Origin of the sequence: Sphingobacterium sp. InxBP1, assembly GCF_026191775.1 — a bacterium.
In the GTDB taxonomy this organism is placed as follows: domain Bacteria; phylum Bacteroidota; class Bacteroidia; order Sphingobacteriales; family Sphingobacteriaceae; genus Sphingobacterium; species Sphingobacterium thalpophilum.
Genome location: NZ_JAINDX010000044.1, coordinates 178,534 through 204,563, shown reverse-complemented (window position 1 = coordinate 204,563; position 26,030 = coordinate 178,534). Strand labels below are relative to the sequence as shown.

Below are 26,030 nucleotides of genomic sequence, written 5' to 3'. Positions count from 1 at the left end.
TAGTGTAACCGAGGACAAATGCCTTTTAGGTCGCCGAACGGCATTTGTCCTCAATTCAAACCGCTATCTGTTTTTAAGCGCATCAGCCATGTTCTCCAATGCTGCAATAGTATACGCGTATTGGGCATCTACAGCGTCCATAGGTAGCTGTAGTTCGATCTTTTTTCGATCGACAAGCTTTCCCTGATGTACGACCGAAATAAACGCAAATAGTTCACCCCGCGACTCGGGCACCACTGTGGCATAACCCGTTGTCGCTATTCCCCAATCCGCATGGAACAACGCCGCTACTGCAACAGCCATCTGATCAGTAATGGAGGCTGATACACAATTGCAGCGCTTGGCTTCTTCCGCATCAACTTGTAAGATCCGTATTTTTTCGTCCATCGCGTAAGTAGTTATGCCACCGGCAAACACTGCAGTTGCATTTTCCATCTGTGAGCATGCCAACTGCAAAAAGCCTGCTGTCACACTTTCTGCTACCGCCAACCGTGTATGAGATTGGCAAAGACCGTTTTTAATCTCCTTCAGCAATCGTTCGGAAAATTCTATTTTAGCCATATAACTCGATATCTTTTACCGTTTATGAAAACTCTTATCGGATGGACAGCATTCAGATGTTATCAACCTACCATCCATAAACTAAGCGACATTAAAAATCCTGATCTCGGGATTATCCAGAATCAATGGTTTGAGCGCAACGAGAACACTATTGTTATACAGCTCAGTAGAAAGAAAAGCTTTGGCATCTTCGGCAGTCTCAAATCCATGTAACAGTTGGATATACTCCTCACCTATCAATAATTCTGCAGATATCGCCCCTTTAATCTGGTCAAGGAAGGACGCTTGAAACTTATCGTAAACACTCGAAGCAGCACCTTTATCCGCTGCATTGATCCTTAAGGTAATCTGTAAATATGCTTTTACTGTCTTGTCCATATTTGTATGAATAAATTACTGAAATCATATATCTGTGATGTAGACTACTTGAAACTGACTTCAGACTCAGTCGTCATGCTTGTCTTCGGATGGCGAACAGCTGTCAACAGTGGATGGTTTGAAAGAAATATATTTATGTGTACGCAACTGGTCATTTATAGCATTAGAGAACAAAACTTCTTTTATGCTAAAACCTTCGCTTGACTGTTGTTGTTCTAATGAAAAACACATCAATATTATGGGAAATTTATTATACATCATTGCCGTCATTTTAGTCATTATATGGGCAATCAGTTTTTTCGGAGGTTATGCAACGGGGAATATTATACACGTGTTGCTGGTTATTGCAATCATCGTTGTCTTGTTGCGCGTTATACGGGGGGCTGCATAAAGATCCGGCGAGGGGATACATTTTATTCCCTCGCCGGATCTTTATGCCCCGCCTCTTTATCCTAACGCACTTCGTTGATTGATTCATTGTGCGATAACGCATAGAGCGCAAAAGTCCCCAGCCAGTGCGATCCCATATAATCATCCTGCGTAGTGATATTGGGCAATGAATAGTTTAGATGTTTATTGGCCAGAGCGTGCAGATGATTTAGTTCTGGGAGCGCCTTGGCTATGCCATTTAAACAGGTCGCGCGGCTAAAATTCAACCCATCGAGATGTACCAAATGTCCATCACTGCGATCTTTCACAATCCCCGGTTCCAGATTAAATTCTGGCTCGAACAGTTCGGGAAGAAATTCTCGCAGCCATTTGCGGTATTCCTCCTGACGCATGACCGTGCTCATGCATAGCGCTTCCTCAAGGCAGGGCGAAAGGAAATCACTTCCACTGGGCTCGAAGCTGATATTACAATTTTTATCATGGTCGTACAACCTTGTCGCATTGGTCATTAAAGACTTTTCAAAAACCGTATTGTTCGTCGCCCGTGCATAATCCAGTGCTAGCGATAGTCCAAACGCCGTATTATCATGGTAACCGGTACGGATCGGATAGACCAGCTTGGGTAAGTAATCTTGATAAGCTTTTACAATATGCTTCGACAATGGCGACAAAGCGCCTGCCCAACGCTGGGCGTCGCTATCTTTCCAAGTCAGCAGTTCCTTCTGTAGTTGCAGCAGCCATGCCCAGCCGTAGGTACGCTCAAAGTTTCTATTATTTTTAGTTTGGAAAAACGCCAGTTCGGCAGCTACATGTTCGTCGGTGATGATCTGATTCAGCTGTTTCCGTATGCTTCCAGCCTTATCCAGATCAGGAAACTGTTTTAGAATACGGATGATAGACCAGTAGCCGTGAACGGAAGAATGCCAATCAAAACAACCATAGAAAATGGGGTGCAGCACACGCGGGCCTTTCAAGTCTTCTCCACTCCCCAATACTTGGCCTAGCTTGTTGGGATACTCGACTTCGATGCAGTGCAATGGCAGGGCGAGTAGCTGCCTCGCCTGTGCGCTATCAAGTTGCAAAGGAGCTTCCTCTCTACTTGTACGCACGTTAACCTTGGAACTATTCTGGCATGCGACAGCCAAAAATGTACTGCAAAATAATCCTACTATTTTTTTCATCTGCTATTTAATTTCTTTTATCGCTTGGCGAACGCTCCATCTGGTCTAAGACGCCTAATGCGGATAAAATGACATATTTTTATGTAGAGGCCAGTAAACTTTTATTTTATTCACGGTAATCAGACTCGTCAAGTAACTGCTGAACGAGACCAGGAACGGCTATACTTGCACTTTCCTCAAAACACTGAATTTTAGTTCCCGATACTCCATATGGAATGTGCTTATCGATCACATAGATCCTACACTGCGACGAAGCAAATTCCTTTAGTCCCGCGGCCGGATAAACTTGCAAGGAAGTCCCAATAATCAACAATATGTCTGCTGCTTCAACATGCGCGATCGCGCGTTCGATCTCCGGAACCGCCTCTCCAAACCAGACAATATTGGGACGCAACTGGCTTCCCTTTTCACAAAGATCTCCCATTTTGATTTCGGTTCCTTCGACAGGATATACCAACCGTTCATCTATTGATGATCTCGATTGATCCAATCGTCCATGCAAATGAATGATTGCGGTTGACCCTGCCTGTTCGTGCAGTAGATCCACATTTTGCGTTATAATGGTGACATTATATGCGGACTCGAGGCGCTGCAATGCCAGATGGGCTACATTTGGTCTAGCCGCCAGCGCCACCTTCCGTCTTAAATTATAGAATTCCTGCACCAAAACCGGATTTTTAGTCCAGCCTTCAATGGATGCCACCTCCATCACGTCGTGTCCCTCCCACAGACCATTGGCGTCCCGAAACGTGGGGATGCCACTTTCAGCGGAGATACCTGCTCCAGTGAGTACAACAATATTCTTCATTTCATTGCCATTTTATCACATCTAAAAATAGTGATTTCCAATGAATCCCCACCATAACCGACCGAATAATTTGTGTACCAGGATCACAACTCCTGTTTAAGGAGCATAATGGCATAATCTTCCGGTAGTTCGAGCTGAACTGAATCACGGCTGGCCGCCGCTCTCCTATTCATTTCCTCAAACGAACGTTGATAATACACAAATGCTCTGTTGGGAATATGGAGGTCCTTAGCCTGTTTAACACCAAATTGATAGCGATTTTTCACGAGTTTAACATGACTGTAGATCCGGTAAGTCACCACTTGGACCTGAATCCTGTCAAAAGCAGACATCTCCTTTAAATTGGCAGGTTCGTGGAAGTACTTTTCATTAAAATACATAAACTCTTGCGATTTAGCTAAAGAATCGAGGCTCAATCTCCCTTTGATCACTTCACTTACCAGCGAATCTGCCCGCAAACGTTCCAAATCGCTTCCATCGCCCCCATGGCATGATATGTAGAAGGCACCGCTTATAACGATTCCAGAAACAAATTTCCAAAAGCTCATTATAGATTATTTTCTATAGCACCTACTTTTTGACGATATAGCGCAAGCGGTGAATCCAACAATATTGCAATTACAGTCATGTTTTTATCCAGACGTTCTTTGGGCACATCGATATAGATAATACCTGGGATATTGCTCCAGTAGAGTTTATTAAATACATCGTGGCTTATCATGGACCCCTCTCCAACAATCCGGACGCGTGCTATCCCATTCTTTATACCTTTCAGGGCTACTGGCCCTGTCGGTATACCTTCGACAAACAGGTAAAGGGTCTGACGGTCCTTGGAAAGTGCACTATGCCCTTCATAATGTCCGTCTGGAAGCCCTTTACCTGTCTCATATAGGGCCTCGGCATGTTTCTCGATCCAGGAGAACACCTCTTTATTTGTTGTCTTCCCTGCTGGCATCTTAGTTTCCATACCATCAACCGTTAAACCCGAATTGTCAAAAATATTCCTTCCGGAATGTAAGCTACTTGCAATCTGGTTCAATGCCGGCACGGTTTGCTTGCTGTCCAAGACGGATAAAAGATCGGTGCTGTCTTCCTTGGGCGTGCTCCATTCAACAGCTTCATTAAAATCAAGCGCCAGCACCGTAACGTCTTGATCAAAATTGATGCGGGATAGATCCAGTTGCAAATTTTCGCCATCTCGTCTGGTATTCACGCTCGCGTTGCTGTCGCCGACGACGGTGACCTCCGGCGCCTTCGGATTCTTAATTCCACGGAGCCATACATGTGGCTTTTGTTCGTATAAATAAAGATATAGGGTCTTACCGTCCTTTGACAATGCTGATTTTCCTAAATAGTTCTCAGCAGGAATGCCAGCCCTGGTGCCATAGATAGCCCGTGCATGTTTGTTGGTCCATCGTCCCAGTTGTTTAAGTATATGGAGCTGCTTGTCCGGGATACTGCCATCCGCTTTAGGACCGATATCGAGGAGCAGATTTCCACCCATGGCAATGCAGTCGACCAAAGTTCTGATGATCATATTTGGTGATTTATACTTTTTGTCGAATGGTTGATATCCCCATGAGTCGTTCATCGTGTAACACAGTTCCCAAAACTTGGATTCAGGACGTGTCACAGGGATTCCCTGCTCAGGCGTCTCATAGTCGCCATGATGGTTAAGACGCGAATTAATGATAATATCAGGGTTGTATTTCCGCAGAAGCGCCAGCGTCTCCTGCGCTTTCCATTCGTCGGCACTATGCTCCCAATCTCCGTCAAACCAAATCAGTTCGGGTTTATATTGTTCGGACAATTCGCTCAACTGCTTCTGATAATATTGAACATAGCGGTTCCAACGGTTGGGTTCGGCACTTAATTGATAACGTTTGCGGTTGCGTGTAAATACATCGTAATAGGGATGGCTCCAGTCGGGCAGCGAATAATAAAGGCCCGTATGCAGACCCTCATCTTTTATGGCCTTTACAAAGGGACTGAGGACATCCTGTTTTGCTGCCGCATTCTTCAAGGTACTGATCGCTTTGTCCGCTTCCGTATTCCATAGAGAAATACCATCATGATGTTTTGTTGTGATGACGGCGTATTTTGCTCCCGCCTGCCTGATCAGGCTTGCCCATTCTTTTGGCTTATAGTTCTGCGCCGTAAACCCATTGAGTTGCTTCATGTAATTGTCATGACTGATGTAATTATTGAAAAATGACCAAGATTCGGATATCCCGTCCACCGAGTAAATACCCCAATGGATAAAAATCCCTAGTTTGGCATCCTCAAACCAATCCATTTTTTGCGCTGATGCTACCTCTTGAGCTGAAACCTTTAAGCACGCCGAAGCCAACAGTGCCAATAGTGAGATCTTTCGAAACTTCATAAAGCTAATTTAATCGAGTACATAACGAGTTTAAGCCCGCAAAATACATATAAATGCTCAGAATCCCAGTCTACGAGTAAAAATTTGCGACTATAGCATTGCGGGCTGCTGCCCGTGATCCTGACGACCGCCAATTGCTGGCTACAATTAAATTGTATATCAGCACAAATTTATCTAAGTTTGGGTGGTATGATTGAATTATATACAGACGGAGCGTCGAGTGGCAATCCCGGCCCCGGCGGCTATGGTACAATACTCAGGACAGTGTATACTGGGGATAACGAAGCGTTTAGGGGGAAGCTGATTGAAAAAGAATTTTCAGGTGGATACCGGAAAACAACTAACAACCGGATGGAACTCATGGCGGTCATCGTGGGCCTTGAGGCATTGAAAAACTTAAACCAAATGGTTACCGTGTACTCAGACTCCAAATACGTAATCGATGCTATCGACAAAAAATGGGTATATGGCTGGATGCAAAAAGGTTTTGCCGGTAAAAAGAACAAAGATTTGTGGATTCGGCTGATGAATGTCTATAAATTGCATCAGGTCAAGTTGGTATGGGTAAAAGGGCATGCGGGGCATCCGCTAAACGAACGTTGTGACCGACTGGCAGTAGCAGCCGCAAAAGATAAAGCAAATTGGAAAATCGATTCGGTATTTGAGCTGGAGGAATGCATTTAAAAGGATACCGCTTCCGAATATTGGATCTAGTAAAAAAGCAGTATTTATGACTAAAGTACAAGAGCCCATTGATCTACTGGGCTCTTGTACAAACGGTATTCATCCGGCAATGACTGCCAGCTGATGACCTACATGAATTATTCTATTCACCACTTTCTTTAGCCGCTAGGTATCGCTCGGCTTCGAGAGCAGCCATACAGCCGGTTCCAGCTGCTGTAATAGCCTGGCGGAACACATTGTCCTGCACATCGCCGCAGGCAAAAACACCGGGTATATTTGTAGCTGTGCTATCAGGTTTTGTAATCAAATAGCCTGTTTCATCCATATCTAAGATGCCTGTAAACAGCTCAGTATTTGGTTTATGACCAATTGCTACAAAGAAGCCAGTTACCTCCAGATCTTTTTCGGATTGATCTTTATTATTGAGGACACGTACGCCGGTGACGACCTGTCCATCACCTAAAATTTCTTTCGCTTCCGTATTGTAATGTACTTCAATATTTGGCGTATTCATGACGCGGTGTACCATTGCTTTCGAAGCTCTGAATTCGTCACGGCGTACCAACATATGCACTTTAGAACATAATTTGGCGAGGTAGGTCGCTTCCTCAGCTGCGGTATCACCTGCGCCGACGATCGCGACTTCCTGATTTTTGAAGAAAAAACCGTCACAGACGGCGCATGCCGACACCCCAAAACCATTATATTTCTGCTCCGATTCAAGGCCTAGCCATTTGGCTGTCGCACCAGTCGCGATGATGACTGTATCGGCGGTCACCTGTACCGTACCATCTATTTCGACACGGTGCACGTCACCTGTAAAATCTACTTTCGTCACATATCCGAAACGTACTGAAGTACCGAAGCGTTCAGCCTGTTCGCGCAACTCTTCCATCATCACTGGGCCAGTGATTCCTTTCGGATACCCGGGAAAATTATCTACTTCTGTTGTTTGAGTTAACTGTCCCCCCGGTACAATACCCGTATATACTACTGGTTTCATGTCCGCACGGGCGGCGTAGATTGCAGCCGTATAACCAGCAGGGCCCGAACCAATAATCAGACATTGCACATGCTCCACTTCTTGTTTAAATTCCATAATCCTTTTCTAAGCTATTAATAAGTTATTTTTTAAATTTATCCTGCAATTCTTTGAGCATATCCAGAGAAATGGGTTGCGGTACTTCCTCTTTTTGCCGATTATACTCATTTCTTGCCAACTTTTTCTCCTCTGAAGACTGACTTGTAGCAACTTTCGCTTTCTGCTCATTCTTCTCCTTCTTGTATCTGATCCAGATATTTTCGAGTACTTTCTTTGTATACAGCGGAAAATCTCCATTTTGCATCCATGCATAATAACTGGGCTCCTGTTCAAATACTTCAATAATCGGTCTGCCTTTATGCTTACCAAAATTGATAGTTTCCAAGCCGTCTTCATTGTAAACAATACGTCCGGCAAAATCCACAGGTTTGCTCAGGTTTGTAAACTCGTGCAGGGCATCGACATCGTTGACTACAGGATAGGTAACAGTACCATGACGGTCCTCAAACGCAGCGCCCTCATACTTTGTCAGCTGCGCTTTCAGCACCTCGTAGGTTGCACGCACATCCGCTTCGGCCGTATGGGCATTCTCCAACTCTGCATTGCAATAAAATTTATAAGCAGCTTTCAATGTTCGTTGCTCCATCTGATGGAAAATATTCTGTACATCAACAAAGGAACGTCCTTCCAGTGAAAAATCGACTCCAGCCCGCAAAAACTCCTCCATCAGCATTGGAACATCAAACTTGTTCGAATTGTACCCTGCCAGATCGCCGTCGCCGATAAAGGCGGCCAGCTCTGTAGCTATTGCCTTAAAGGTTGGTGCATCTTTGATATCCTCATCGTAAATGCCATGAAAAAAAGATGATTCCGGAGGAATTGGTCGCTCTGGATTAATCCTTTTCGTATATACTGTCTCTTCACCATTGGGCATTACCTTGAGAAAAGAAACTTCTACAATACGATCCGTGGCTACATTAACACCTGTAGTCTCCAGATCGAAAAACACCAATGGTCTTTTTAATTTTAATTCCATGCTGGATTTATGCGTTTTAAAACAAAAACCAAAAATACAAAGTAGGATTTGATTTTTGTACTTTGTGAAATTTAATTTACAACCACTTGATGAATCGGCTCCACCTGGTTGAATTTCCCCACGACGACCTTAACCATCCGATCAAAGTCGAGGTATTTGTTGGCAATATCCCTCACCTTCGAAGCCGTCATGCTCTTAACTTCTTCCATGTAGTAGGAGTAATATTCGAGCGTCATACCATTCAGCAATACGCTCTTAAATTTATCGGCATGAGAAAAAATGCTCTCCAATGATCCCAGCATGGATCCCTCCATATAGGTTTTCACCAACTCAATTTCTGCATCCGAAGCCAACGTAGATTTTAGCAGGTCGATTTCTTTCTGAATCTCCCTCAATGTCGCTTGGGTAGTGTCCACACCGACTTCTGTGGCAATCGTAATAAAGCCACTGTGTTTCAGAGTCGCTACTGCCGAACCAACACTATAGGTATATCCTTTTTCCTCACGAATGTTGCGCATCAGCCTCGATCCAAAAAAACCACCCAGTAAAGTATTTACAAACTGTAGTGCGGGATAATCCGGATGCTCTCTTGAGATGGTCTGTGCTCCAAGCCGAACAGCCGACTGCAAAGCATTCTCTTTCTCTTCATAAGCCAGGTCTGCTGTTCCCTGAATAAGCAGGGGCCTACCCGTAGTTGCCACTGCCCTGTTTACCGGCCATTCATCTCCGAAAATCTGTTCCAGCTCCTTTAATAGGCTGTCCGACACGTTGCCCGAGACGATCAAGGTACAATTGTCCGGCAGGATCTCCCGCCGATAAAGCTCGGTCAGTTGTTCGCGGGTAATCATGTCATAATCTTCCAACTTTGGCGTCCGGCCATAGCGGTTATTTTCGCCGAAGATCAAATTATAAAATTTACGACGGGCCAGATAATCGTTTTTTTGGACCGACACCTGAAACTTCTGTTTGTTATTACGGATATAAGTATCGAGCTCTTCCTGTGGTATCGAGGCTTCCGTTAAAATATCTTTTACTAATGGTAATAATATCTGACTGTGCCGATTTAAGGTATAAAGCGATAAGGACGTCACATCAAAAGAATATTCCGGCACCAAAAATGCTCCATAAAAATCAACTTTATCTGCGATTTCGGCACTGGACATGGTCATTGTGCCTTCTTTAAGCAGCGCGCTCAACGTGCTGTTCAGCAATGGGTTTTCATCTTGGCTGTCTAGATATTTATTTTCAAAAATCCATTCGATACGCACAAGTTCCTGATCGGGGGAGTGAAAGACATATACCGGCATCCCGTTCGAGAATTGCTTCTTGACCGGTTCTTTTAAACTAATTTTTCCAATTTCACGGAATTGGGGAGCTTTCGTTCTATCCAGCATTTAATACCTCCTCTTGTGCTTTATACATTAATATGGATACGTTTTCAGGATTAAAAATTAATTTTGCCTGCTGTTGTACTTCTTCTGCGGTCACGGCCAGATATCTGGAAACTTCGGTATTGATCCCGTTGGCATCGCCAAGTAGTTCATGGAACGCCAAGTTCATTGCTTTGTCCAGAATCGATAGTTCAGCAAACACATTGGTAGATTCAATTTTGTTTTTGACTTTTTCCAATTCGACGTTCGGAACGAGTTCTCGTTTCAACAGTTCCAATTCGGCCCATACCGCACGTTCCGCTTCCTCTAAAGAAATCCCGGCAGATGGTTTTCCTTCGATGACGAATAGATTGCTATCAATACTACCCATCACATATGCGTTTATTTCGCTAAATAACTGTTCCTCTTTCACCAATCTGCGGTATAGACGGGAAGAAGAACCCCGCGACAGGATATCCGATAAGAGATCCATGGCAAAGTATCCCTCATCAAGGCGGGCAGGCCCATGAAAGGCCATATAAAGCGCATCAAGCGGCACAGGTGCATAGGCTGTCTCACGTCTCAGTTCAGTCTGCTTAGGTTCTGTTGGCAACTGGCGATGATATTGTCGCCCGCGTGGAATGTCACCAAACCATTTTTGAACCAATTTTTTGACTTCATCAAACCACACATCACCGGCAATCACCAAAATCGCACTTTGTGGATTGTAATGCAACGCAAAGAATGCCTTTACATCTTCCATCGTTGCATCCTCGATATGCTTCAGTTCCTTGCCAATTGTAGCCCAACGATAAGGGTGTACCTTATAAGCGAGCGGCCGCAGCTTTAGCCATACATCCCCATAAGGTTGGTTGAGATAACGCTGTTTAAACTCCTCACACACCACATTACGCTGCACTTCAAGGCTTTGCGGTGAAAACGCCAAACTCAGCATACGGTCAGATTCGAGCCAAAGTGCTGTTTCGAGATTGGAGGAGGGCAAAGTGATATAATAGTTTGTGATATCGTTACTGGTGAAAGCGTTATTTTCGCCACCGACTTTCTGAAGTTCGGTATCAAAATTGGGAATGTTAATACTGCCACCGAACATTAAATGTTCAAACAGGTGAGCAAAGCCGGTCTGCTCGGGCGATTCGTCGCGCGCGCCGACATCATATAATATATTAACACAGGCCATAGCTGTGTTATGATCTTCATGTACCAAAACACGAAGTCCGTTATCTAACGTAAATTTCTGATAGGAAACCATCTAATACTTTTTCGATTTTTAAATCCAGTTAATACCTTTTCGTAACATAGACAAGGTCTTGGCTTCTTCCGAACCTTCTTCGGGCTGATGATCATAGACCCAGCTGGCCTGAGATGGCAAACTCATCAAAATAGATTCAATGCGACCATTGGTTTCGAGGCCAAATTTAGTTCCCGAGTCCCAGACCAGATTGAATTCGACATAACGCCCCCGGCGAATCAGTTGCCAGTTCTTCTCCGCATCGGTGTAAGTTTTATTTCGGCTTTTTTCAACTAGCACGGAATAGATGGGTGCAAAGCTGCGTCCCAGATCACACGAGAATGCAAAAATATCCTGCAGATTCATCCCCGTCTTCTGGGTATTTAACTTATCATAGAATACGCCTCCGATACCACGCGTTTCCCCACGATGCCGGATATAGAAGTAATCGTCTGCCCACTTTTTAAATTCTTCGTAAAAATCCGGATTATGTTTATCGCAGACAGCTTTTAATTGCTGGTGAAAATACCGTGCATCTTCCTCATTCACGTAATGTGGTGTGAGATCTATTCCTCCTCCGAACCAACGAATATGTTCATTCAGTTCAAAATAGCGGATGTTCATATGAATAATGGGTACCCAGGGGTTATTCGGGTGAATAACAATTGAAACCCCTGTAGCAAAAAAATCATCTTCATCCACACCAAACGCTTTTTTTATAGACTCTGGCAGCTTGCCATGCACAGCCGAAAAGTTGACACCGCCTTTCTCCAGAATTTGCCCATTTTGAATAATCCTTGTCCGGCCCCCACCCCCACCTTCGCGTTCCCAAAGCTCCTCTTCAAACTTTGCGGAGCCGTCCAACTGTTCGAGCGCCAGACAAATTTCGTTTTGTATGTCCTTATATGCTAAAGCAATTGCTTCTTTTGTTATCATGTATTATGTTAGTTTTTCGCTTAACGCCTGTATAATTTTTGAGGCCGGTTGATGCTGATACAGAATTTGATATACAGCATCGCAGATCGGCAGATCTACCTCATATTTCTCAGCATATTGCTGAATACACGCAGAGGCATAATAGCCTTCGGCAACCATGTTCATCTCCAATTGAGCAGATTGTACACTGTATCCCTTTCCGATCATATTACCAAAGGTTCTATTGCGGCTAAACTGCGAATAGGCTGTCACCAGCAAATCCCCCAAATAGGCCGAAGTATTCACATCGCGTGAAGTATCCCCATCCACTTTGGCGACAAATCTACGCATCTCACGGATGGCGTTGGAGACAAGTACCGCCTGAAAGTTGTCACCGTACCCGAGCCCATGACAGATGCCTCCGGCCAGTGCGTAAATATTTTTGAGCACAGCGCCAAACTCAATCCCAAGGACATCGTCCGACAAAATGGTTTTGATCACTCTTGAAGACAAAAATGAAGCCACCAATGCCGCACTTTCCAAATTTTTGCAGCCGAATGTCAAGTAAGACAACTTGCCTAAGGCTACTTCTTCCGCGTGGCAGGGTCCGCCGATAACGCAGACCTGATTAATATCGACCTCATAACGTTGTTCCAGAAACTCTCCGATAATGAGATTATCTTTCGGGATAATCCCCTTGATGGCCGAAACGATAATCTTGTCTTTAAAATCGTCTTTTGTCACTCCTGCCAAGGCATCCTTCAGATAAGCTGCAGGAGTGTTCAAGATGACGATATCCGCATAAGCAATTACATTTTTGGCATCCGTGTCAATTGTCGTGATGCTTAAATCTACCGGTACGCTGCTCAGGTATGTTGGGTTATGTTTGAATTGCTGAATATAATCCGCATCTTCCTGTTTCCTGATCCACCAAAAAATATGTTTATCCTGGTCATTTTCACATAGCATCTTAACCATCGCCGTCGCCCAGCTCCCGCTCCCAATGATACCAATCTTTTTCCCCTGCATGTCTTTAATTTGTTTTCGAGAGCAAATATACTTATTTCGGACTGAGATACGAGACCGGATAACGAGATATGATACTTTAGTTACTTTTTAGCCGAACAAGCTTTGCCAAAAACTCGTCTCTATCCCAATATAATATGCGTTTGCCTCGTGCTTCACAGGGTATATATGGATAAAATTGTGCTGTCCGGGGCTACCTTTGCCTGACAAAAGATCAAACTCGTGCCGATGAAAAGGACAGATCACTTTGCCGTCTTCGCACCAGCCATTTTTTAGCGGTGCGCCAGCATGGGGACACTTTCTGGAAAAGGCATATAGCTGCTCTTCATACCAGGTGAGGCAGATGGTTTTCCTCCCAGTTTTGTACTCTACAATGCCTTTGTCTTTTAAATCCAAGGCTCGATCAATTTTGTACCAGCGAAGCATAGTCCAAGATAGTTAAAAATTACAGTGAATTTTCTATCTTTGTGCAATTTCAAAAATTTGCACTATATATGGCTTTACAATGCGGTATCGTCGGTTTACCAAACGTAGGTAAATCAACATTATTTAACTGTCTGTCGAATGCGAAAGCACAGGCGGCAAACTTTCCATTTTGTACAATCGAACCAAATGTTGGGGTAATTACCGTACCGGATGCCCGTCTAAATAAATTAGCTGAATTAGTTAACCCACAACGTATCGTGCCCAATACGATTGAAATAGTCGATATTGCGGGGCTCGTAAAAGGGGCTTCGAAAGGAGAAGGCTTAGGCAATCAGTTTTTAGGAAACATCCGTACAACAAATGCCATTATCCACGTACTGAGATGCTTCGACGATGGTAACGTTATCCACGTAGACGGTTCGGTGGATCCTATCCGTGACAAAGAGATCATCGATACCGAATTACAGCTGAAAGATCTCGACACGGTGGTAAAACGTATCCAGAAAGTCGAGAAGATGGCTAAAACCGGTGGTGATAAAGAAGCTAAAAAAACATTTGATATCTTATCGGTCATCAAAGCGCACTTAGAAGCGGGAAAATCGGCGCGAACCGCACCTATTGAAGCTGAAGATTTTGAATTTATTCAAGATCTGGCGCTATTAACAGCCAAACCGGTACTGTACGTCTGTAACGTGGACGAAGCTTCGGTAAATTCGGGGAACGCCTATGTTGAGCGAGTTAAAGAGGCTGTGAAAGATGAAAAAGCCGAAGTACTGGTCATCTCTGCGCAGATCGAATCTGAAATTGCGCAACTGGAAAGCTACGAAGAACGCAAAATGTTTTTGGATGATCTGGGGCTGGAAGAATCCGGTGTCAACAAACTGATTCGTGCGGCCTATTCGTTACTCAATCTGGCGACTTACTTTACTGCCGGAGTGCAGGAGGTACGGGCATGGACCATTGAAAAAGGATTTACAGCACCGCAGGCTGCTGGTGTAATCCATACTGATTTCGAAAAAGGATTTATCCGTGCCGAAGTAATCAAGTACGACGACTTCGTTCATTTCGGTTCGGAAAGTGCTGTAAAAGAAGCAGGAAAATTAGCTGTAGAAGGAAAGACCTACATCGTACAGGATGGCGATATTATGCACTTCCGTTTTAATGTATAAATGGCTGTCAAGCTTTTATACTATAAAAGGCCGATAAATTTACTTTCGGCCTTTTATAGGATGAAGCTTTTCAAATGCCAATCTTGGCTGCCGCGGCTATGTATGGTAAATTGCCCCAACATGTATAGAAGATGACACTACCTATTTCACAAAATAGCGGTGTTCAATGACTTCAACTTTCTTTACGTCGTTTCCTTCCAGCGCCTTCTTGACATCGCAATGTCCCGTTACTCCCCGGTAAATCAATGCTCCGCCCAGTGTCAGTCCCGAAAATCCGGTCAGTGGAGATTTAAATAACTTTTTCACTCCCATACCTAAAATAAATCCGCCGGCAATGACGGACAGTACCCGCTCAGAGGTACCGATGTTCTCTTCAATACAATCGTCTTCTATCTTCGATTTAATCTTGTCGAATGCAAATGTCAAAAGGTTACTCATAATAATCTGAATTTAAGTCCTGTTTCATATTTAAACAAATTATGATCCAAAAAAGTTTAATTTAGCATATTGTTTATGCGGTTTCTTTCATGACATCTCTTATATTCGTATTTATCAATTTAAATACTCATGCAAGTCAAGAAATATTCCGGTGAGTTAGTTCCGTTCAATGGCGATGCGCTACGGGGCTCATTGTCACGCTCAGGCGCCAACAGCGATCAGGTCAATCAGGTCTACGAGCGCGTTATCAATAAATTATATGACGGTATTTCCACGCGGGAGCTCTATCAGCTGGCTTTTGATACCTTAAAGACCGTACGCACCTCCTATGCTGCTCGTTATAGTTTAAAAAAAGCGCTACGGGAATTGGGACCTGAAGGATTTTATTTTGAAAAATATATAGCCCATCTCCTACGGGAGGCTGGTTACGAAAGTACCACAGGCCAGACGGTACAGGGGCATGCCGTCAGCCATGAATTGGATGTGGTAGCCTATAAAAATGGTAAACTAGTCACAGCTGAATGCAAATTCAGAAATGATATCGATGCAAAGATCTCGGTGACGACACCTATGTATTACCTGTCAAGGTTCAAAGACATCAGTGGCATCGACTATCCATTTTTCGGCAAGCGGTTACAGTTTCAAGAAGGCTGGCTTATTACCAACGCATACTTTACGCTTGATTCGATCAATTTTGCTGAATATTATAAGATCAATTTGCTTTCGTGGGATTACCCTAAGGAGAGCAGTATCAAAAGAAGGGTTGACAAGGCTGTTCTTTATCCTGTTACATGTCTGACAACCTTGTCAGACCTCGAAGAGCAGCAGTTATTAAAAAACCAGGTCATTTTGGTTAAAGATATTGTTGGGGAACCCAACAAACTAGACTTCCTCGGACTTAGTAAAGAAAAAAAAGAAATCGTACTCAATGAAGCGCGCGAGCTGGTCGATTACAAGGTCGAAGAAGAATATTGAACGTTACGACAAAAAAACGCGATAGCCTGATCATGGACGGATAAGGCTATTGCAATTTGTATGAGTTTGACCTATATCAGCGAAGGATAGAAGATCCTGCCGTACTTTTCAAATTCAGTTAGATCTATTTTTTCCCAGAATATGCCATAAATAGCCGCCCCCGAGCCGGTCATGGACGCATAGACAGCGCCTTTTTGATATAGTGCTTCTTTTATTTCTTTCAGCACAGGATAAGTTTCAAAAATTCCATCCTCAAAATCATTCCGGATATGGAATTTCCATTCCTGAACCGGCAGACGTATGGCAGTTTCCAGATTGACGGTGGCAGCTCGGGGTACTACGGAAGCGTACGCTTCAGCTGTCGAAATATGTATATCTGGCATCACTACCGCTATAAAATAAGCAGACAGGTCGAGTGATATTCGTTTGAAACTGGTTCCGATCCCAGTCGCATAGACAGGTGTATTTTCGATAAAAAACGGACAGTCTGCCCCAAGCTTCGCGGCATATTCTTCCAGTTGCGCATTGGTCAGATGTAGGTTAAACAAGGTATTAAGGCCTTTCAGCACGAAGGAAGCGTCAGCCGATCCCCCGCCTAATCCCGCTCCTATAGGAATTTGCTTGATCATGTCAATCGATACGGCCGGCATTTCATATTCTTTTTTCAGCAAATGATACGCCTTGATACACAGATTGTCACTTGGATCTCCGGGTATATGCTGCCCCTGTATGTGAAGAACGGTTTCGTTTTCCGTACTTTCCGTTAGTTCGATGATATCATAGATGTGCAGAGGATAGAACACACTATTTAGCTCATGATAGCCATCAGCACGCCTAGCCACGACCTGCAGTCCGATATTTATCTTTGCATTTGCGGATATGATCATACCTTCTGTTGCACTATTTCATTTAAAAACTTAATAACTCACCAAAGAAAAAACATGTTCACTAAACCGTGACAATCTTCCCTTTGCTTTTAGAAAATCCAAAGAGATAATAAAGCTATATGCAGCGACGGTGCCACCTAATTTCTCCACAAGTTTACTGGCGGCGACTACAGTCCCTCCAGTAGCCAGGAGATCATCATGGATCAGTATCCTGCTCCCCGACTCGAAGGCATCTTCGTGAATTTCTATCGTTGCTTGGCCGTACTCCAAGGCATAGGATTCGGCAATTGTCTTATAGGGCAACTTACCTTGTTTGCGGATAGGAATAAAAGGCAATCCCATTCTGTTTGCCAAAAGAAAGCCAAAAAGAAATCCGCGGCTCTCAATTCCTGCAATAGCGTCTATTTCAATGCCCTGTAGCTGATCAATAATCGTCTCGATCATCTCGTTGCAACGTTCGGCATCTTTCAATAAGGGTGTAATATCCTTGAATATGATACCCGGTTTTGGAAAATCCACTATATCCCGGATTTCCAGTTTCAATTTATCTTGAATCATTCTCAAATATTAAATACGGAGCGATTTTAGCAATAGCGAGATCAGAAAGAGTACCTATTTTTGCTAGATCCTCTATATTTGTGTAGCTACCGTGCTGGAGTCGATAATTGACAATTAATTTCGCATCCTTTGGGCTAAGATACGGATGTTTGGCCAATGAATGCGCATCAATCTCGTTAATATTGATTTTTTTGATTCTTTCTAAACTGGACACGACGACATTGTCTTTGATCATGTCATAGGTCTCAGCAGTAACCCCATATACTTCTTTGAGCTGTTCAATTCTGTAAAATCCGCCGAGGACCTCCCTATATTTCAAAATACGCTTTGAAAGTATGCTACCGATTCCTTTAAGGCTCATCAGCCCCGTTGTATCGCAGTTGTTGATATCGATCAGCTCCGCCCCATTTGTTTCAAACTTATCATATAACATGGGGGTGTTTTGCACTTTGGCCGCTGCGTCGCTCGAGGGCTTTATTCGAATATAAGGTTCGAGACGCTCATACAGCTGCTCATTGATCGAATAGATTTTTTTTAGATCGTCTTTGTTTTTAAACCGTCCTCCTTTCCGTTCATAATTTTTAATGACAGCGATCTGTTTGTCCGAAAGTCCAAGTTTGCGCCAGTCCGCCAGAGATAAATTATTGGGATCAAAATAAAACAGAAGCGGCTGAGCAGGCTTCGTTGCTGCTAACTTCTCTGCAATCTGTCGTGCGTTATCCCCAGCATCAGTATCGGAAACATATTTCTTATTTGGATAATCTGGAATATCCAGCGAATCGTGAAAGGATTGCTCAAAAACTTTGACCTCATGCGGAATAGGATCTGCCGAATCCCGCCTTGTCAACAGCGAGTAGACTACCGTAGACACGATGATAATCACCAAAATGACGAAGAAACCATTTTGTTCTGTTTTATTAAATTTGAAATAACGCCATAGCCTGCTCATAAGCTGTCAATAATTGGGTCGCTTAAATTTAATAAATTAAAAAGAAAATAAAAAAGGGTGTTAAAAAAAACACCCTTGTTATTTGTATATTATTTCTGTGCACAACGCTATTAAAGTACTGACTTATCGACTTTTTGAACTTTACTACCATTTTTTAGCGTTTTGGATATGGCGTCAAACGGTCTAGAGACGACCTCATCCCCTTTCTTGAGTCCTGAAAGGACAATAATATTCTTGTCGTCCTGAATGCCGGTTTTTACAAGTGTCTGTTTGACCGTATCGCCTTTCAGAACAAACACAAATTCTTGAATTTTCTTATTGACAGTGGTGGAATCCTTGTCATCCGAACGGACAGTAACCGACTGAATTGGCACGACCATGCCTTTATCGTGTTTGGTAAAAATCTGCACCGTTGCCGACAGTCCGGGCTTAAAAGGCGAAGCGATGTTTTCCTTCATCAGATCCTGATACGACTCCGGACTGATGCGTACTTTCACATTAAAATTTGTCACTTGATCCGTAGACGAAGTTGCAGCTGTTGTTGTCGCAATATTTTTTGATGAACTTGCAATCTCCGTTACCACGCCTTTGAATTTCCGGTCCTGGAAAGCATCAACCTCTATTTCTGCCTGATTACCAACCCTCACATTGTTGATATCATTTTCATTGACATCCACATTTACCTCCATTGAAGACATGTTGGCTATCCGCATAATTTCGGTACCTGCCATCTGTGCCGTTCCGACCACACGTTCCCCTTGCTCAATGGACAGGAGAGAAATAATACCATCGGTAGGTGCATATATTGTTGTCCTATTGAGGTTGTCCTGTGCTTCTTTGACGGAGGCCTGCGATTGTTCGATACCATATCTGGTCGACCGGACAGTTTCTCTCTGCGCCTGGATTGCAGCCAAGGTCGAGTAATATTCCGACGAACTCTTATCCATTTCGGCAGCCGATATTACTCTTTTCTGAAAGAGTTCCTGATTGCGCTTAAATGTCGCTTCGATATTCTTGAAGTTTTCCTCCTGTTGCTTCAGCTGTTGCTGTGCTGCAGCAAGATTGGCTCGCTGTGAGTTGAGCGCCGCTACCGAGCGGTCATAACCTGACTGTAAGATATCCGGTTTGATGCGGCAGAGCACCTGTCCTTTCTTTACAAAATCGCCTTCCTTGATAGTCAACTCAACGACCTCTCCTGAGACTTCCGAACTTAATTTTACCTCTATTTCAGGTTGTATTTTTCCACTGGCTGATACCAGTTCGTCAACTTCCATTTCTTTCACAACATCCACGGCGACTTTGGTAACCTCCCCATTTCCAAACCAGCCGGCTTTAAAGCCTATAAAAACAACTATTGCCAGGAGGGCTAAAGTGATGAATATAATCTTTATTACACTACGTTTTTTCTTTGCCATTGCTTTTGTTAATCAAATAGGTTAATTGTTATCAAATTGAATTGGATTTCCCAAGTAATAGTCAATGATCTTGGATTTAAATATCACATTATATTTTGCCTGAATCAGGTCAAATTCAGCTTTATTCCGTTCAGTCTGTGCTGTAAATAATTCCAGTGAATTGGCCATACCGATGTCATAACGCTCTTTAGTTGCCTTATAAGCAGTTTCGGCGCTCTCAAAAGCCGTCGTTGCAGAAACAAATTTTTGTTTGGCAGCCGTAACATCCAGAACAGCCTGGTTAACGGCTTTATTTAGATTGTTTTTTGCCAGCTGTTCGGCAGCTTCGGCCTGTTTAAGGCCGATCTTGGCTTTTGCCAGGTTGACTTTATTTTGGTTGTTGGTAAATATGGGGACACTCAAGCTCAAGGTAGTCCCGAAGGCCTTGTTTTGACCGAGCTGATCCACAAATGGGAGCTTTTCCCCAGTCAGATAATCCTTGCGCTCGGATGAAAAATTAGTTCCATAACTCACCCCCAGGTCCAGAGAAGGATAAAATCCGCCCTTTGCAATGTCGATCTGCCGCGCCGCCGCTTCTTTGTCGAGTGCAGCTTTCTTAATATCAGGCTGATTGCGTAAGGCCATATCATACACTTCAATAGCAGAAGACGTTCCTGGAGTCAGCATCGAAAAATCAACACTGGGTTTAACCAATGAAATGTCGGTTTGAGGTGGCATTTCCATCAACTGTTTCAGCGTCAATAACGAGAGCTCATACGAATTTCGAAGATTGACCCTGTTAAACTCATCCGAAGCCACCTGATTTTTGGACTTAGCGATATCTGCGACAGTCTTATTTCCTACGGCAAACTGTATCGAATCTAGTTTATACTGTTGCTGGGAAAGCTTTAATTGGTCCCCGCTGGCCGTGTACATCTCATAGTTTGTGATGGCTTCCAGATATGTTACAAGTACATTAAGTATCAGATCATTTTTAATCTTGTCGACCTGAGTTGCAGAGGATTCAAGCTGCGTCTTGTTTGCCTTGATTTGATTGATCTGACGAAATCCTTTAAACAAATTGACATTTGAACTGATAGCGCCACCGGCGGAATTTGTCCATTGGTTTCCACTGATTGGCTGTCCGGCAACCTGGTCAAAAAAGAAACCATAGTTGAACCGTTGGGTCACTCCAGCCTCCAGACTCGGATATAAATTGGACTTGGCCTGAAACAGGTCCTGGGCGGCGATGTCCTTGCTAAGTTCGGCCTGTTTGATCTGTACGTTACGCTCCAGTGTCATCTGTATGGCATCAGCAACGCTGACCACCTGCTGCGCCCGGGTTTCCGTGTGTGCTGCAAGAAAAAAGCCAGTAAATAGTACTGCAGAATAATAAAATCTTTTCATGTTCATATGTAGAACCATACAATTTTTATAGATTTGAACTTCATTTATCGGTTATGTATTTTGTCAAATCCCCGTTCTTCCTACGCTGGCTATACCCAAAATCGATCTGGCATATGTCTCGCACGGAAAAAAAAGTCTATCTCACTTTTGACGATGGTCCAATTCCTGAAATTACACCTTTTATACTCGATATCCTAAAAAAATATCAGGTCAAGGCAACATTTTTTTGTGTTGGTGAAAATATTAAAAAAAATCCACATTTGTTCCAACGAATTTTACAAGAAGGGCATCAGGTAGGCAACCACACCTATAATCACCTCAAAGGCTGGGACACGACGGACGAAGTCTATCTTGAAAATGTGGCACAATGCCAGCAGCTCACCCAGACAGATCTGTTCCGCCCTCCATATGCAAAAGCGACAAAATCACAGCTACGAAGCCTCTACAAAAGCCACCGGGTGATCATGTGGGATATCATGTCCGGCGATTTTGACCAAACACTGAGTCCTGAGAAATGCCTTCAAAATGTACTGCCCAACATCCAGAATGGCTCTGTGATTATCTTCCATGACAATTTAAAGGCCATCCCACGCGTAGAATATGCACTGCCCAGAACCATCGAATTTATACTGTCTAGGGGCTATCAGCTTGCCAGACTGGACTGATCGCCTATGGCCTACTCCTTGTCAGGACAATCTCAGATTCGTAGTATTTGCCTGTGCTCACACTAAAATAACCCAAGGCATTGTTGGATAAATTGGAGATGGGATTCGCAGGCGACGCAGCTCCGGGGTTGATCATCTGGAAACTATTCCAGTAGTTATAGGCACCTATATCGATGCACTGGCGCAAGATCCGGACATGATCTCCGATCTTGAGGTCACGGTCACGATCAATGATATCGTGCTGTACCTCCAGCCCGTTGTTGTATTTATCGCTGAATACATCAATAAATCGTAGATCACCACCATTCACAGACATTTTGTACTTATAGTAGTTGCCATTTTCGGGCGGGTCATTAAACACCAATGTCGGATAATAGATCGTATCTGTAAATATCACGCGCTCCGAAAGACCGATGGAATCGATATCAATATAGGAAGGAACGGTTGAAGTACCTTCTATTTCCCGGCCATCTGCTGTACGCACGTAAAGCTGGTATTTTATTTTTTCCTGCAGCCGCAGGGTTTTGTTGGTATACACTCCATCAGGTCCCGGCGAAAAGGCATAAGTGCGATTGTTCTGCATATTTCTGACAATCACCTCCGCATCTGTGATTGGCGCCAGCATCGACTCCTTTAAGCTGACCACTTTCTGAATACTGATTTGGTGCTGCTGGTCCGAAACCATCAGGTCGGCGGTGATTACCAGCTGTCCGGTGTTTTCGGGCAGATCCAGATCAATTTTATCTTCACAGCCTAACAATGTAATCATGGCGCATGCGAGCAGTCCTAATATCTTTTTCATGTAGCTTTAAAATTTAAAATTCCAAGTAATCGAAGGGATTGCACCAAAAAGAGCTATTCTATAGATTTCAGTTACATTCGACTGTCCTTCTTTTTCCCGAAAATCGATCAGATAGGCATTTTTTCGGTTATAGGCGTTATACAATCCAAAGGATAAACTCGAATACCTGTTTTTTGTACGTCGGATATCATAAGTCGCCGCAAGGTCCAAACGATGGTAGGCTGGCATCCGCTGACCATTGCGTTTATCATAATAAAAGATTGTTCTGTCATCGACAAAATATTTACCGGCAGGCATTGTCACAGCATCGCCGGTATAATAAACAAAGTTGGCGCTCAGATTCCATTTTGGGTTCAGCTGATATTGTGCCACGATGGCGATGTTATGCGTTTTATCCTGCCGGGCGTTAAACCATTCACCGCCATTGATCTGATCAAACCGCCTCTCGCTTTTTGAAAGTGTATAGCTGATCCAGCCATTAAGACGTCCCTGCCGCTTTTTAATAAACCATTCGATACCATAAGCTCTCCCCTTGCCAAAAAGCAATTCGCCGTCCAACAGTTCGTTAGCCTGCAGATCAGCTCCATTTCTATAATCGATTTGGTTCTTTAAGTCCCTGTAATAGCTTTCGACGGAAAATTCATAGCGATTGGACATAAAGTTCCGAAAATAGCCCAGAGAATACTGTGTCGATAGCTGCGGCTTGATGGTATTGTTGCTCAACACATATTGGTCTGTCGGCAGGCTGCTTGTGGTGTTGCTTAATTGGTGCAGATATTGAACATTCTGATTAAAAGATGCCTTGACTGTGGTCGACTCGTTTAACGCGTAGTTGAGTGCAATGCGCGGTTCTAAATACAGGTATTTTTTCCCCAACTCTCCAGCTTTGACATACGTGGAGTCTACAGCCTCCCCCATCTCATCATAACGGTAGAACATTCCCGGTCCCAAAGTCGCATAGGCAGTTGCCCGCACACCGTAGTTTACTTTAAGCTTCTCATTTATCGACCAGTCGTCCGCCATATAAACAGCCAGATCCGCTCCTTTTCTATGCTGTATTTTGAGTGAATTGACCTTGGAGTCTTCACCTGCCTCGATGCTCGCTGGACGTATTTCTTGTAACGCAGCCTGTACACCAAACTTTACATTGTGGCGATCTGACAAGCTGTACTGAAAGTCCTGTTTAAAATTATAATTGAAGATATCCGAGCGGATTTTGAAATTGTTGTCGTCCTCTATCTTTACCTGATAATTGAACTTACTGAAGATTAAAGTTGTATTACTAAACAAGCGGCTGCTCCACACGTGGTTCCAGCGCATGGTTCCTGTTGCATTCCCCCAATTGAAATCAAAGAGGTCGTGATAGGCCATAGCGTCCTTGCCAAAATACCCTGAAAGATAAACCGTATTTTTGTCGTTTATTCGATAGTTGACCTTAGCATTCAGATCGTAGAAAAACAGCGCACTTTTTTTGATGTTTTCATCATTTGAAAGCTTCAGGAACAAATCAGCGTAAGTACGCCTACCGGAGATCATAAAAGAGCTTTTTCCCTTCTGAATGGGTCCTTCTACTTTGAGTCTCGACGCGATGAGCCCCAGTCCACCTTCCACATTGTAATGCTGATTGTTTCCGTCCAGTGTAGTGATCTCCATAACCGAGGAAATCTTGCCCCCATATTGGGCGGGAACTCCGCCTTTGTAAAAATTGACATCTTTGATCGCATCCGAATTAAAGGTTGAAAAAAAACCGAATAAATGCGAGCTATTATATACCGGAGCTTCGTCTAGCAGGATAAGATTTTGATCTCCGCCCCCGCCACGTACATAGAAGTTGCTGCTTCCCTCGCCGCCGCTGGTGACACCCGGAAATAGCTGTATCGTCTTGAGAATATCCTTTTCTCCAAACAGTACAGGAACCTTCTCAATCTCTTTTGGGCTAAACTGCGTAAGTCCTGGCGTCAGGTCTTTGATTGATTTTCTCCTGTTTCCAGTGACGACAACCTCGGCAAGCTGATTTTCCTCAGGTGCCAGCTGAATAATATAGGTTGAGTCTTTGCTCAGCTCGACAGGAACCAGCTTGGCCCGGTAACCGATGGAGGTGACCTCCAAAAAAGCTTGCTCGCCGCGAAGGGACAGACTAAAGAAACCATATTTGTTCGAAGCTGTGGATTTTTTTTCGTTGTCATTCCGGATTAGCGCACCAATGATATTCTCACCACTGATGCTATCTCTGACAAAGCCGGAAACAGATTTAGGTTGCTGAGCATAGGTATGCTGTAGACCAAAGACAATAGAAGAAAAGCAAAAAACAACCTTTATAGGTTTAAGCATAGCGATTGAAATCAAAAATTTTGTTGAAAATAATAAAAAAGCCTTACAAATTGTAAGGCTCTATGATAAGTTTATAATTTGTTAGTCAAGATCTTCTATAAACAAAAATAGCAATTTATTCATTTACGCCAAATATTTATCTATTTTTTCGGCTGATTTTTTTCGGTCTCCTCAAAAAAACCTTTGAAAAAAGCCATTTGATAAACTATAGAGCGTGCCCAATAAGCCCAGTTGTGTCCGCCCTCACTTGTAACAAAAGTATGGTTGATGTTGTGATAGGTTAACTTATCGTGCAGCGCCATATTCACGGGATAGAAAAAATCATCGGTTCCACAGTCGATGATCAGACGAAGTTTGTTGTTGATCAGCTTGGGCACCATGTTGATGACCACGCGGTTGTCCCATGCCTGGGGATCGTCGGCATAATTCCCTATACGGTCCTTAATTTCCCAATTCAGGGGGAAGGGTCTGAAATCGACACCCCCAGCGGTACTACCGGCGGCACCATAGAGGTCCTGATGCTTGATCGCCAGAGAGAGCGCGCCATGCCCCCCCATGCTAAGTCCCGTGATGGCGCGTCCTTTGCGGTCCCTGACCGTCGAATAATGCTGATCGACGTAACTGATCAGCTCCTTGGACACAAACGTCTCATATTGATAGCTTTTATCATTCGCAATATCCCAATACCAGCTTCCAAAACCGCCATCTGGACAGATCACCATATAACCATATTGATCAGCCAAGGAGGACACGGGAGAGTTTTTCACCCAGTTGCTATAATTACCCGAATAGCCGTGCAATAAGTAAAGTACCGGATACTTCTCGTGCTCTGAATAACCATCGGGCAGAATAACAACTGTCTTGATTGTTTTTCCCATACTTGGGCTGAGGATGGATAAGGTGTCAACTTTTGCCGCTCTGCTTACTTGGATAAAGCTCATCAAGGCAATGGAAATGCATAGAAATTGTCTAAAAATCATCATATTATATGTTAGGTTTTATATTC

General features: G+C 43.6%; 27 protein-coding genes. 5 read left to right on the top strand and 22 right to left on the bottom strand.

The window, feature by feature from the left end:
- Positions 1 to 63: 63 nt before the first annotated feature.
- Together K7A41_RS11475 and K7A41_RS11470 are read right to left on the bottom strand one after the other, a co-directional pair.
- On the bottom strand, positions 64 to 561 hold the full coding sequence (locus tag K7A41_RS11475) for a CinA family protein (protein ID WP_265713795.1): 498 nt from the start codon (positions 559 to 561) through the stop codon (positions 64 to 66).
- A gap of 81 nt (positions 562 to 642) precedes the next feature.
- Positions 643 to 939 carry a hypothetical protein gene (locus K7A41_RS11470; protein ID WP_037533498.1) on the bottom strand — a complete coding sequence of 99 codons (297 nt, stop codon included), beginning with the start codon at positions 937 to 939 and terminating at the stop codon, positions 643 to 645.
- Between the two features lie 238 nt (positions 940 to 1,177).
- On the opposite strand from K7A41_RS11470, the gene K7A41_RS11465 reads away from it, so the two are divergent.
- Positions 1,178 to 1,330, top strand: a complete 153-nt coding sequence (locus K7A41_RS11465; protein WP_115048587.1) for a lmo0937 family membrane protein — start codon at positions 1,178 to 1,180, stop codon at positions 1,328 to 1,330.
- 61 nt (positions 1,331 to 1,391) lie between these two features.
- Here the strand turns inward: K7A41_RS11465 and K7A41_RS11460 are convergent, their stop codons facing one another.
- The 4 genes from K7A41_RS11460 to K7A41_RS11445 form a co-directional block, all read right to left on the bottom strand.
- Positions 1,392 to 2,510 carry a DUF2891 domain-containing protein gene (locus tag K7A41_RS11460; RefSeq protein WP_265713793.1) on the bottom strand — a complete coding sequence of 373 codons (1,119 nt, stop codon included), beginning with the start codon at positions 2,508 to 2,510 and terminating at the stop codon, positions 1,392 to 1,394.
- Positions 2,511 to 2,616: 106 nt separating this feature from the next.
- The gene (locus tag K7A41_RS11455) at positions 2,617 to 3,318 is read right to left on the bottom strand and encodes an SIR2 family NAD-dependent protein deacylase (RefSeq protein ID WP_028070236.1); all 702 of its coding nucleotides are present in this window, start codon (positions 3,316 to 3,318) and stop codon (positions 2,617 to 2,619) included.
- Between the two features lie 83 nt (positions 3,319 to 3,401).
- Positions 3,402 to 3,866: a hypothetical protein gene (locus K7A41_RS11450; protein ID WP_028070235.1), complete on the bottom strand. Its 465-nt coding sequence runs from the start codon at positions 3,864 to 3,866 to the stop codon at positions 3,402 to 3,404.
- Positions 3,866 to 5,701 (bottom strand): alpha-L-fucosidase, encoded by a 1,836-nt coding sequence (locus K7A41_RS11445; RefSeq protein WP_265713792.1) that lies wholly within the window; start codon positions 5,699 to 5,701, stop codon positions 3,866 to 3,868. The genes K7A41_RS11450 and K7A41_RS11445 overlap by 1 nt, the downstream gene beginning before the upstream one ends.
- A gap of 189 nt (positions 5,702 to 5,890) precedes the next feature.
- Between K7A41_RS11445 and rnhA the strand changes: the two genes are divergently transcribed.
- Entirely contained in the window at positions 5,891 to 6,385 is a 495-nt protein-coding gene (rnhA, locus tag K7A41_RS11440) for a ribonuclease HI (protein WP_028070233.1), read from the top strand.
- Between the two features lie 142 nt (positions 6,386 to 6,527).
- Here the strand turns inward: rnhA and trxB are convergent, their stop codons facing one another.
- From trxB to K7A41_RS11405, 7 genes are all read right to left on the bottom strand, one after another.
- The gene (gene trxB, locus K7A41_RS11435; RefSeq protein ID WP_037533490.1) at positions 6,528 to 7,484 is read right to left on the bottom strand and encodes a thioredoxin-disulfide reductase; all 957 of its coding nucleotides are present in this window, start codon (positions 7,482 to 7,484) and stop codon (positions 6,528 to 6,530) included.
- 25 nt (positions 7,485 to 7,509) lie between these two features.
- Positions 7,510 to 8,463 carry a 3'-5' exonuclease gene (locus K7A41_RS11430; protein ID WP_028070231.1) on the bottom strand — a complete coding sequence of 318 codons (954 nt, stop codon included), beginning with the start codon at positions 8,461 to 8,463 and terminating at the stop codon, positions 7,510 to 7,512.
- A gap of 71 nt (positions 8,464 to 8,534) precedes the next feature.
- A complete protein-coding gene (locus K7A41_RS11425; protein WP_265713791.1) occupies positions 8,535 to 9,857 on the bottom strand; it encodes a M16 family metallopeptidase in 1,323 nt (440 codons plus the stop codon).
- Positions 9,847 to 11,103 (bottom strand): M16 family metallopeptidase, encoded by a 1,257-nt coding sequence (locus K7A41_RS11420; RefSeq protein ID WP_265713790.1) that lies wholly within the window; start codon positions 11,101 to 11,103, stop codon positions 9,847 to 9,849. Before K7A41_RS11420 ends, K7A41_RS11425 begins: the two co-directional genes overlap by 11 nt.
- A gap of 18 nt (positions 11,104 to 11,121) precedes the next feature.
- Positions 11,122 to 12,018: an oxygen-dependent coproporphyrinogen oxidase gene (gene hemF, locus K7A41_RS11415; RefSeq protein ID WP_265713789.1), complete on the bottom strand. Its 897-nt coding sequence runs from the start codon at positions 12,016 to 12,018 to the stop codon at positions 11,122 to 11,124.
- A 3-nt stretch (positions 12,019 to 12,021) separates the two neighbouring features.
- Entirely contained in the window at positions 12,022 to 13,026 is a 1,005-nt protein-coding gene (locus K7A41_RS11410) for an NAD(P)H-dependent glycerol-3-phosphate dehydrogenase (RefSeq protein WP_028070228.1), read from the bottom strand.
- Positions 13,027 to 13,113: 87 nt separating this feature from the next.
- Positions 13,114 to 13,449, bottom strand: coding sequence for a Rieske (2Fe-2S) protein (locus K7A41_RS11405; protein WP_028070227.1), 336 nt, complete (start codon positions 13,447 to 13,449; stop codon positions 13,114 to 13,116).
- A gap of 68 nt (positions 13,450 to 13,517) precedes the next feature.
- Here K7A41_RS11405 and ychF point away from each other — a divergent pair, with 68 nt between their 5' ends.
- A complete protein-coding gene (gene ychF / locus K7A41_RS11400) occupies positions 13,518 to 14,618 on the top strand; it encodes a redox-regulated ATPase YchF (protein WP_028070226.1) in 1,101 nt (366 codons plus the stop codon).
- Between the two features lie 141 nt (positions 14,619 to 14,759).
- Here the strand turns inward: ychF and K7A41_RS11395 are convergent, their stop codons facing one another.
- Positions 14,760 to 15,056, bottom strand: coding sequence for a DUF2892 domain-containing protein (locus K7A41_RS11395; protein WP_028070225.1), 297 nt, complete (start codon positions 15,054 to 15,056; stop codon positions 14,760 to 14,762).
- 129 nt (positions 15,057 to 15,185) lie between these two features.
- Between K7A41_RS11395 and K7A41_RS11390 the strand changes: the two genes are divergently transcribed.
- Entirely contained in the window at positions 15,186 to 16,031 is an 846-nt protein-coding gene (locus K7A41_RS11390) for an ATP cone domain-containing protein (protein WP_028070224.1), read from the top strand.
- Between the two features lie 71 nt (positions 16,032 to 16,102).
- On the opposite strand, the gene ispE is transcribed toward K7A41_RS11390, so the two are convergent.
- The 5 genes from ispE to K7A41_RS11365 all read right to left on the bottom strand — a co-directional run bounded on the left by ispE (position 16,103) and on the right by K7A41_RS11365 (position 21,226).
- The gene (gene ispE / locus K7A41_RS11385) at positions 16,103 to 16,918 is read right to left on the bottom strand and encodes a 4-(cytidine 5'-diphospho)-2-C-methyl-D-erythritol kinase (RefSeq protein WP_028070223.1); all 816 of its coding nucleotides are present in this window, start codon (positions 16,916 to 16,918) and stop codon (positions 16,103 to 16,105) included.
- A 30-nt stretch (positions 16,919 to 16,948) separates the two neighbouring features.
- Entirely contained in the window at positions 16,949 to 17,476 is a 528-nt protein-coding gene (locus tag K7A41_RS11380; RefSeq protein ID WP_028070222.1) for an adenine phosphoribosyltransferase, read from the bottom strand.
- Complete coding sequence (locus tag K7A41_RS11375; RefSeq protein WP_051606951.1) at positions 17,463 to 18,425, bottom strand: ComEA family DNA-binding protein; 963 nt, start codon at positions 18,423 to 18,425, stop codon at positions 17,463 to 17,465. Before K7A41_RS11375 ends, K7A41_RS11380 begins: the two co-directional genes overlap by 14 nt.
- Positions 18,426 to 18,535: 110 nt before the next feature.
- Positions 18,536 to 19,840, bottom strand: coding sequence for an efflux RND transporter periplasmic adaptor subunit (locus K7A41_RS11370; RefSeq protein ID WP_028070221.1), 1,305 nt, complete (start codon positions 19,838 to 19,840; stop codon positions 18,536 to 18,538).
- 21 nt (positions 19,841 to 19,861) lie between these two features.
- Positions 19,862 to 21,226: a TolC family protein gene (locus tag K7A41_RS11365; RefSeq protein ID WP_051606949.1), complete on the bottom strand. Its 1,365-nt coding sequence runs from the start codon at positions 21,224 to 21,226 to the stop codon at positions 19,862 to 19,864.
- A gap of 113 nt (positions 21,227 to 21,339) precedes the next feature.
- On the opposite strand from K7A41_RS11365, the gene K7A41_RS11360 reads away from it, so the two are divergent.
- Positions 21,340 to 21,891, top strand: coding sequence for a polysaccharide deacetylase family protein (locus tag K7A41_RS11360; protein WP_317132248.1), 552 nt, complete (start codon positions 21,340 to 21,342; stop codon positions 21,889 to 21,891).
- Positions 21,892 to 21,895: 4 nt separating this feature from the next.
- Here the strand turns inward: K7A41_RS11360 and K7A41_RS11355 are convergent, their stop codons facing one another.
- From K7A41_RS11355 to K7A41_RS11345, 3 genes are all read right to left on the bottom strand, one after another.
- Complete coding sequence (locus K7A41_RS11355; RefSeq protein WP_265713786.1) at positions 21,896 to 22,693, bottom strand: DUF4249 domain-containing protein; 798 nt, start codon at positions 22,691 to 22,693, stop codon at positions 21,896 to 21,898.
- A gap of 6 nt (positions 22,694 to 22,699) precedes the next feature.
- Positions 22,700 to 25,024 (bottom strand): TonB-dependent receptor, encoded by a 2,325-nt coding sequence (locus K7A41_RS11350; RefSeq protein ID WP_265713785.1) that lies wholly within the window; start codon positions 25,022 to 25,024, stop codon positions 22,700 to 22,702.
- 140 nt (positions 25,025 to 25,164) lie between these two features.
- Positions 25,165 to 26,007, bottom strand: a complete 843-nt coding sequence (locus tag K7A41_RS11345; RefSeq protein ID WP_265713783.1) for an alpha/beta hydrolase — start codon at positions 26,005 to 26,007, stop codon at positions 25,165 to 25,167.
- Positions 26,008 to 26,030: the final 23 nt, after the last annotated feature.

Excerpts from the sequence above, each read along its gene's own strand:
- K7A41_RS11475 (WP_265713795.1), bottom strand. The coding sequence starts at position 561 with ATGGCTAAAATAGAATTTTCCGAACGATTGCTGAAGGAGATTAAAAAC.
- K7A41_RS11470 (WP_037533498.1), bottom strand. The coding sequence starts at position 939 with ATGGACAAGACAGTAAAAGCATATTTACAGATTACCTTAAGGATCAAT.
- K7A41_RS11465 (WP_115048587.1), top strand. The coding sequence starts at position 1,178 with ATGGGAAATTTATTATACATCATTGCCGTCATTTTAGTCATTATATGG.
- K7A41_RS11460 (WP_265713793.1), bottom strand. The coding sequence starts at position 2,510 with ATGAAAAAAATAGTAGGATTATTTTGCAGTACATTTTTGGCTGTCGCA.
- K7A41_RS11455 (WP_028070236.1), bottom strand. The coding sequence starts at position 3,318 with ATGAAGAATATTGTTGTACTCACTGGAGCAGGTATCTCCGCTGAAAGT.
- K7A41_RS11450 (WP_028070235.1), bottom strand. The coding sequence starts at position 3,866 with ATGAGCTTTTGGAAATTTGTTTCTGGAATCGTTATAAGCGGTGCCTTC.
- K7A41_RS11445 (WP_265713792.1), bottom strand. The coding sequence starts at position 5,701 with ATGAAGTTTCGAAAGATCTCACTATTGGCACTGTTGGCTTCGGCGTGC.
- rnhA (WP_028070233.1), top strand. The coding sequence starts at position 5,891 with ATGATTGAATTATATACAGACGGAGCGTCGAGTGGCAATCCCGGCCCC.
- trxB (WP_037533490.1), bottom strand. The coding sequence starts at position 7,484 with ATGGAATTTAAACAAGAAGTGGAGCATGTGCAATGTCTGATTATTGGT.
- K7A41_RS11430 (WP_028070231.1), bottom strand. The coding sequence starts at position 8,463 with ATGGAATTAAAATTAAAAAGACCATTGGTGTTTTTCGATCTGGAGACT.
- K7A41_RS11425 (WP_265713791.1), bottom strand. The coding sequence starts at position 9,857 with ATGCTGGATAGAACGAAAGCTCCCCAATTCCGTGAAATTGGAAAAATT.
- K7A41_RS11420 (WP_265713790.1), bottom strand. The coding sequence starts at position 11,103 with ATGGTTTCCTATCAGAAATTTACGTTAGATAACGGACTTCGTGTTTTG.
- hemF (WP_265713789.1), bottom strand. The coding sequence starts at position 12,018 with ATGATAACAAAAGAAGCAATTGCTTTAGCATATAAGGACATACAAAAC.
- K7A41_RS11410 (WP_028070228.1), bottom strand. The coding sequence starts at position 13,026 with ATGCAGGGGAAAAAGATTGGTATCATTGGGAGCGGGAGCTGGGCGACG.
- K7A41_RS11405 (WP_028070227.1), bottom strand. The coding sequence starts at position 13,449 with ATGCTTCGCTGGTACAAAATTGATCGAGCCTTGGATTTAAAAGACAAA.
- ychF (WP_028070226.1), top strand. The coding sequence starts at position 13,518 with ATGGCTTTACAATGCGGTATCGTCGGTTTACCAAACGTAGGTAAATCA.
- K7A41_RS11395 (WP_028070225.1), bottom strand. The coding sequence starts at position 15,056 with ATGAGTAACCTTTTGACATTTGCATTCGACAAGATTAAATCGAAGATA.
- K7A41_RS11390 (WP_028070224.1), top strand. The coding sequence starts at position 15,186 with ATGCAAGTCAAGAAATATTCCGGTGAGTTAGTTCCGTTCAATGGCGAT.
- ispE (WP_028070223.1), bottom strand. The coding sequence starts at position 16,918 with ATGATCATATCCGCAAATGCAAAGATAAATATCGGACTGCAGGTCGTG.
- K7A41_RS11380 (WP_028070222.1), bottom strand. The coding sequence starts at position 17,476 with ATGATTCAAGATAAATTGAAACTGGAAATCCGGGATATAGTGGATTTT.
- K7A41_RS11375 (WP_051606951.1), bottom strand. The coding sequence starts at position 18,425 with ATGAGCAGGCTATGGCGTTATTTCAAATTTAATAAAACAGAACAAAAT.
- K7A41_RS11370 (WP_028070221.1), bottom strand. The coding sequence starts at position 19,840 with ATGGCAAAGAAAAAACGTAGTGTAATAAAGATTATATTCATCACTTTA.
- K7A41_RS11365 (WP_051606949.1), bottom strand. The coding sequence starts at position 21,226 with ATGAAAAGATTTTATTATTCTGCAGTACTATTTACTGGCTTTTTTCTT.
- K7A41_RS11360 (WP_317132248.1), top strand. The coding sequence starts at position 21,340 with ATGTCTCGCACGGAAAAAAAAGTCTATCTCACTTTTGACGATGGTCCA.
- K7A41_RS11355 (WP_265713786.1), bottom strand. The coding sequence starts at position 22,693 with ATGAAAAAGATATTAGGACTGCTCGCATGCGCCATGATTACATTGTTA.
- K7A41_RS11350 (WP_265713785.1), bottom strand. The coding sequence starts at position 25,024 with ATGCTTAAACCTATAAAGGTTGTTTTTTGCTTTTCTTCTATTGTCTTT.
- K7A41_RS11345 (WP_265713783.1), bottom strand. The coding sequence starts at position 26,007 with ATGATGATTTTTAGACAATTTCTATGCATTTCCATTGCCTTGATGAGC.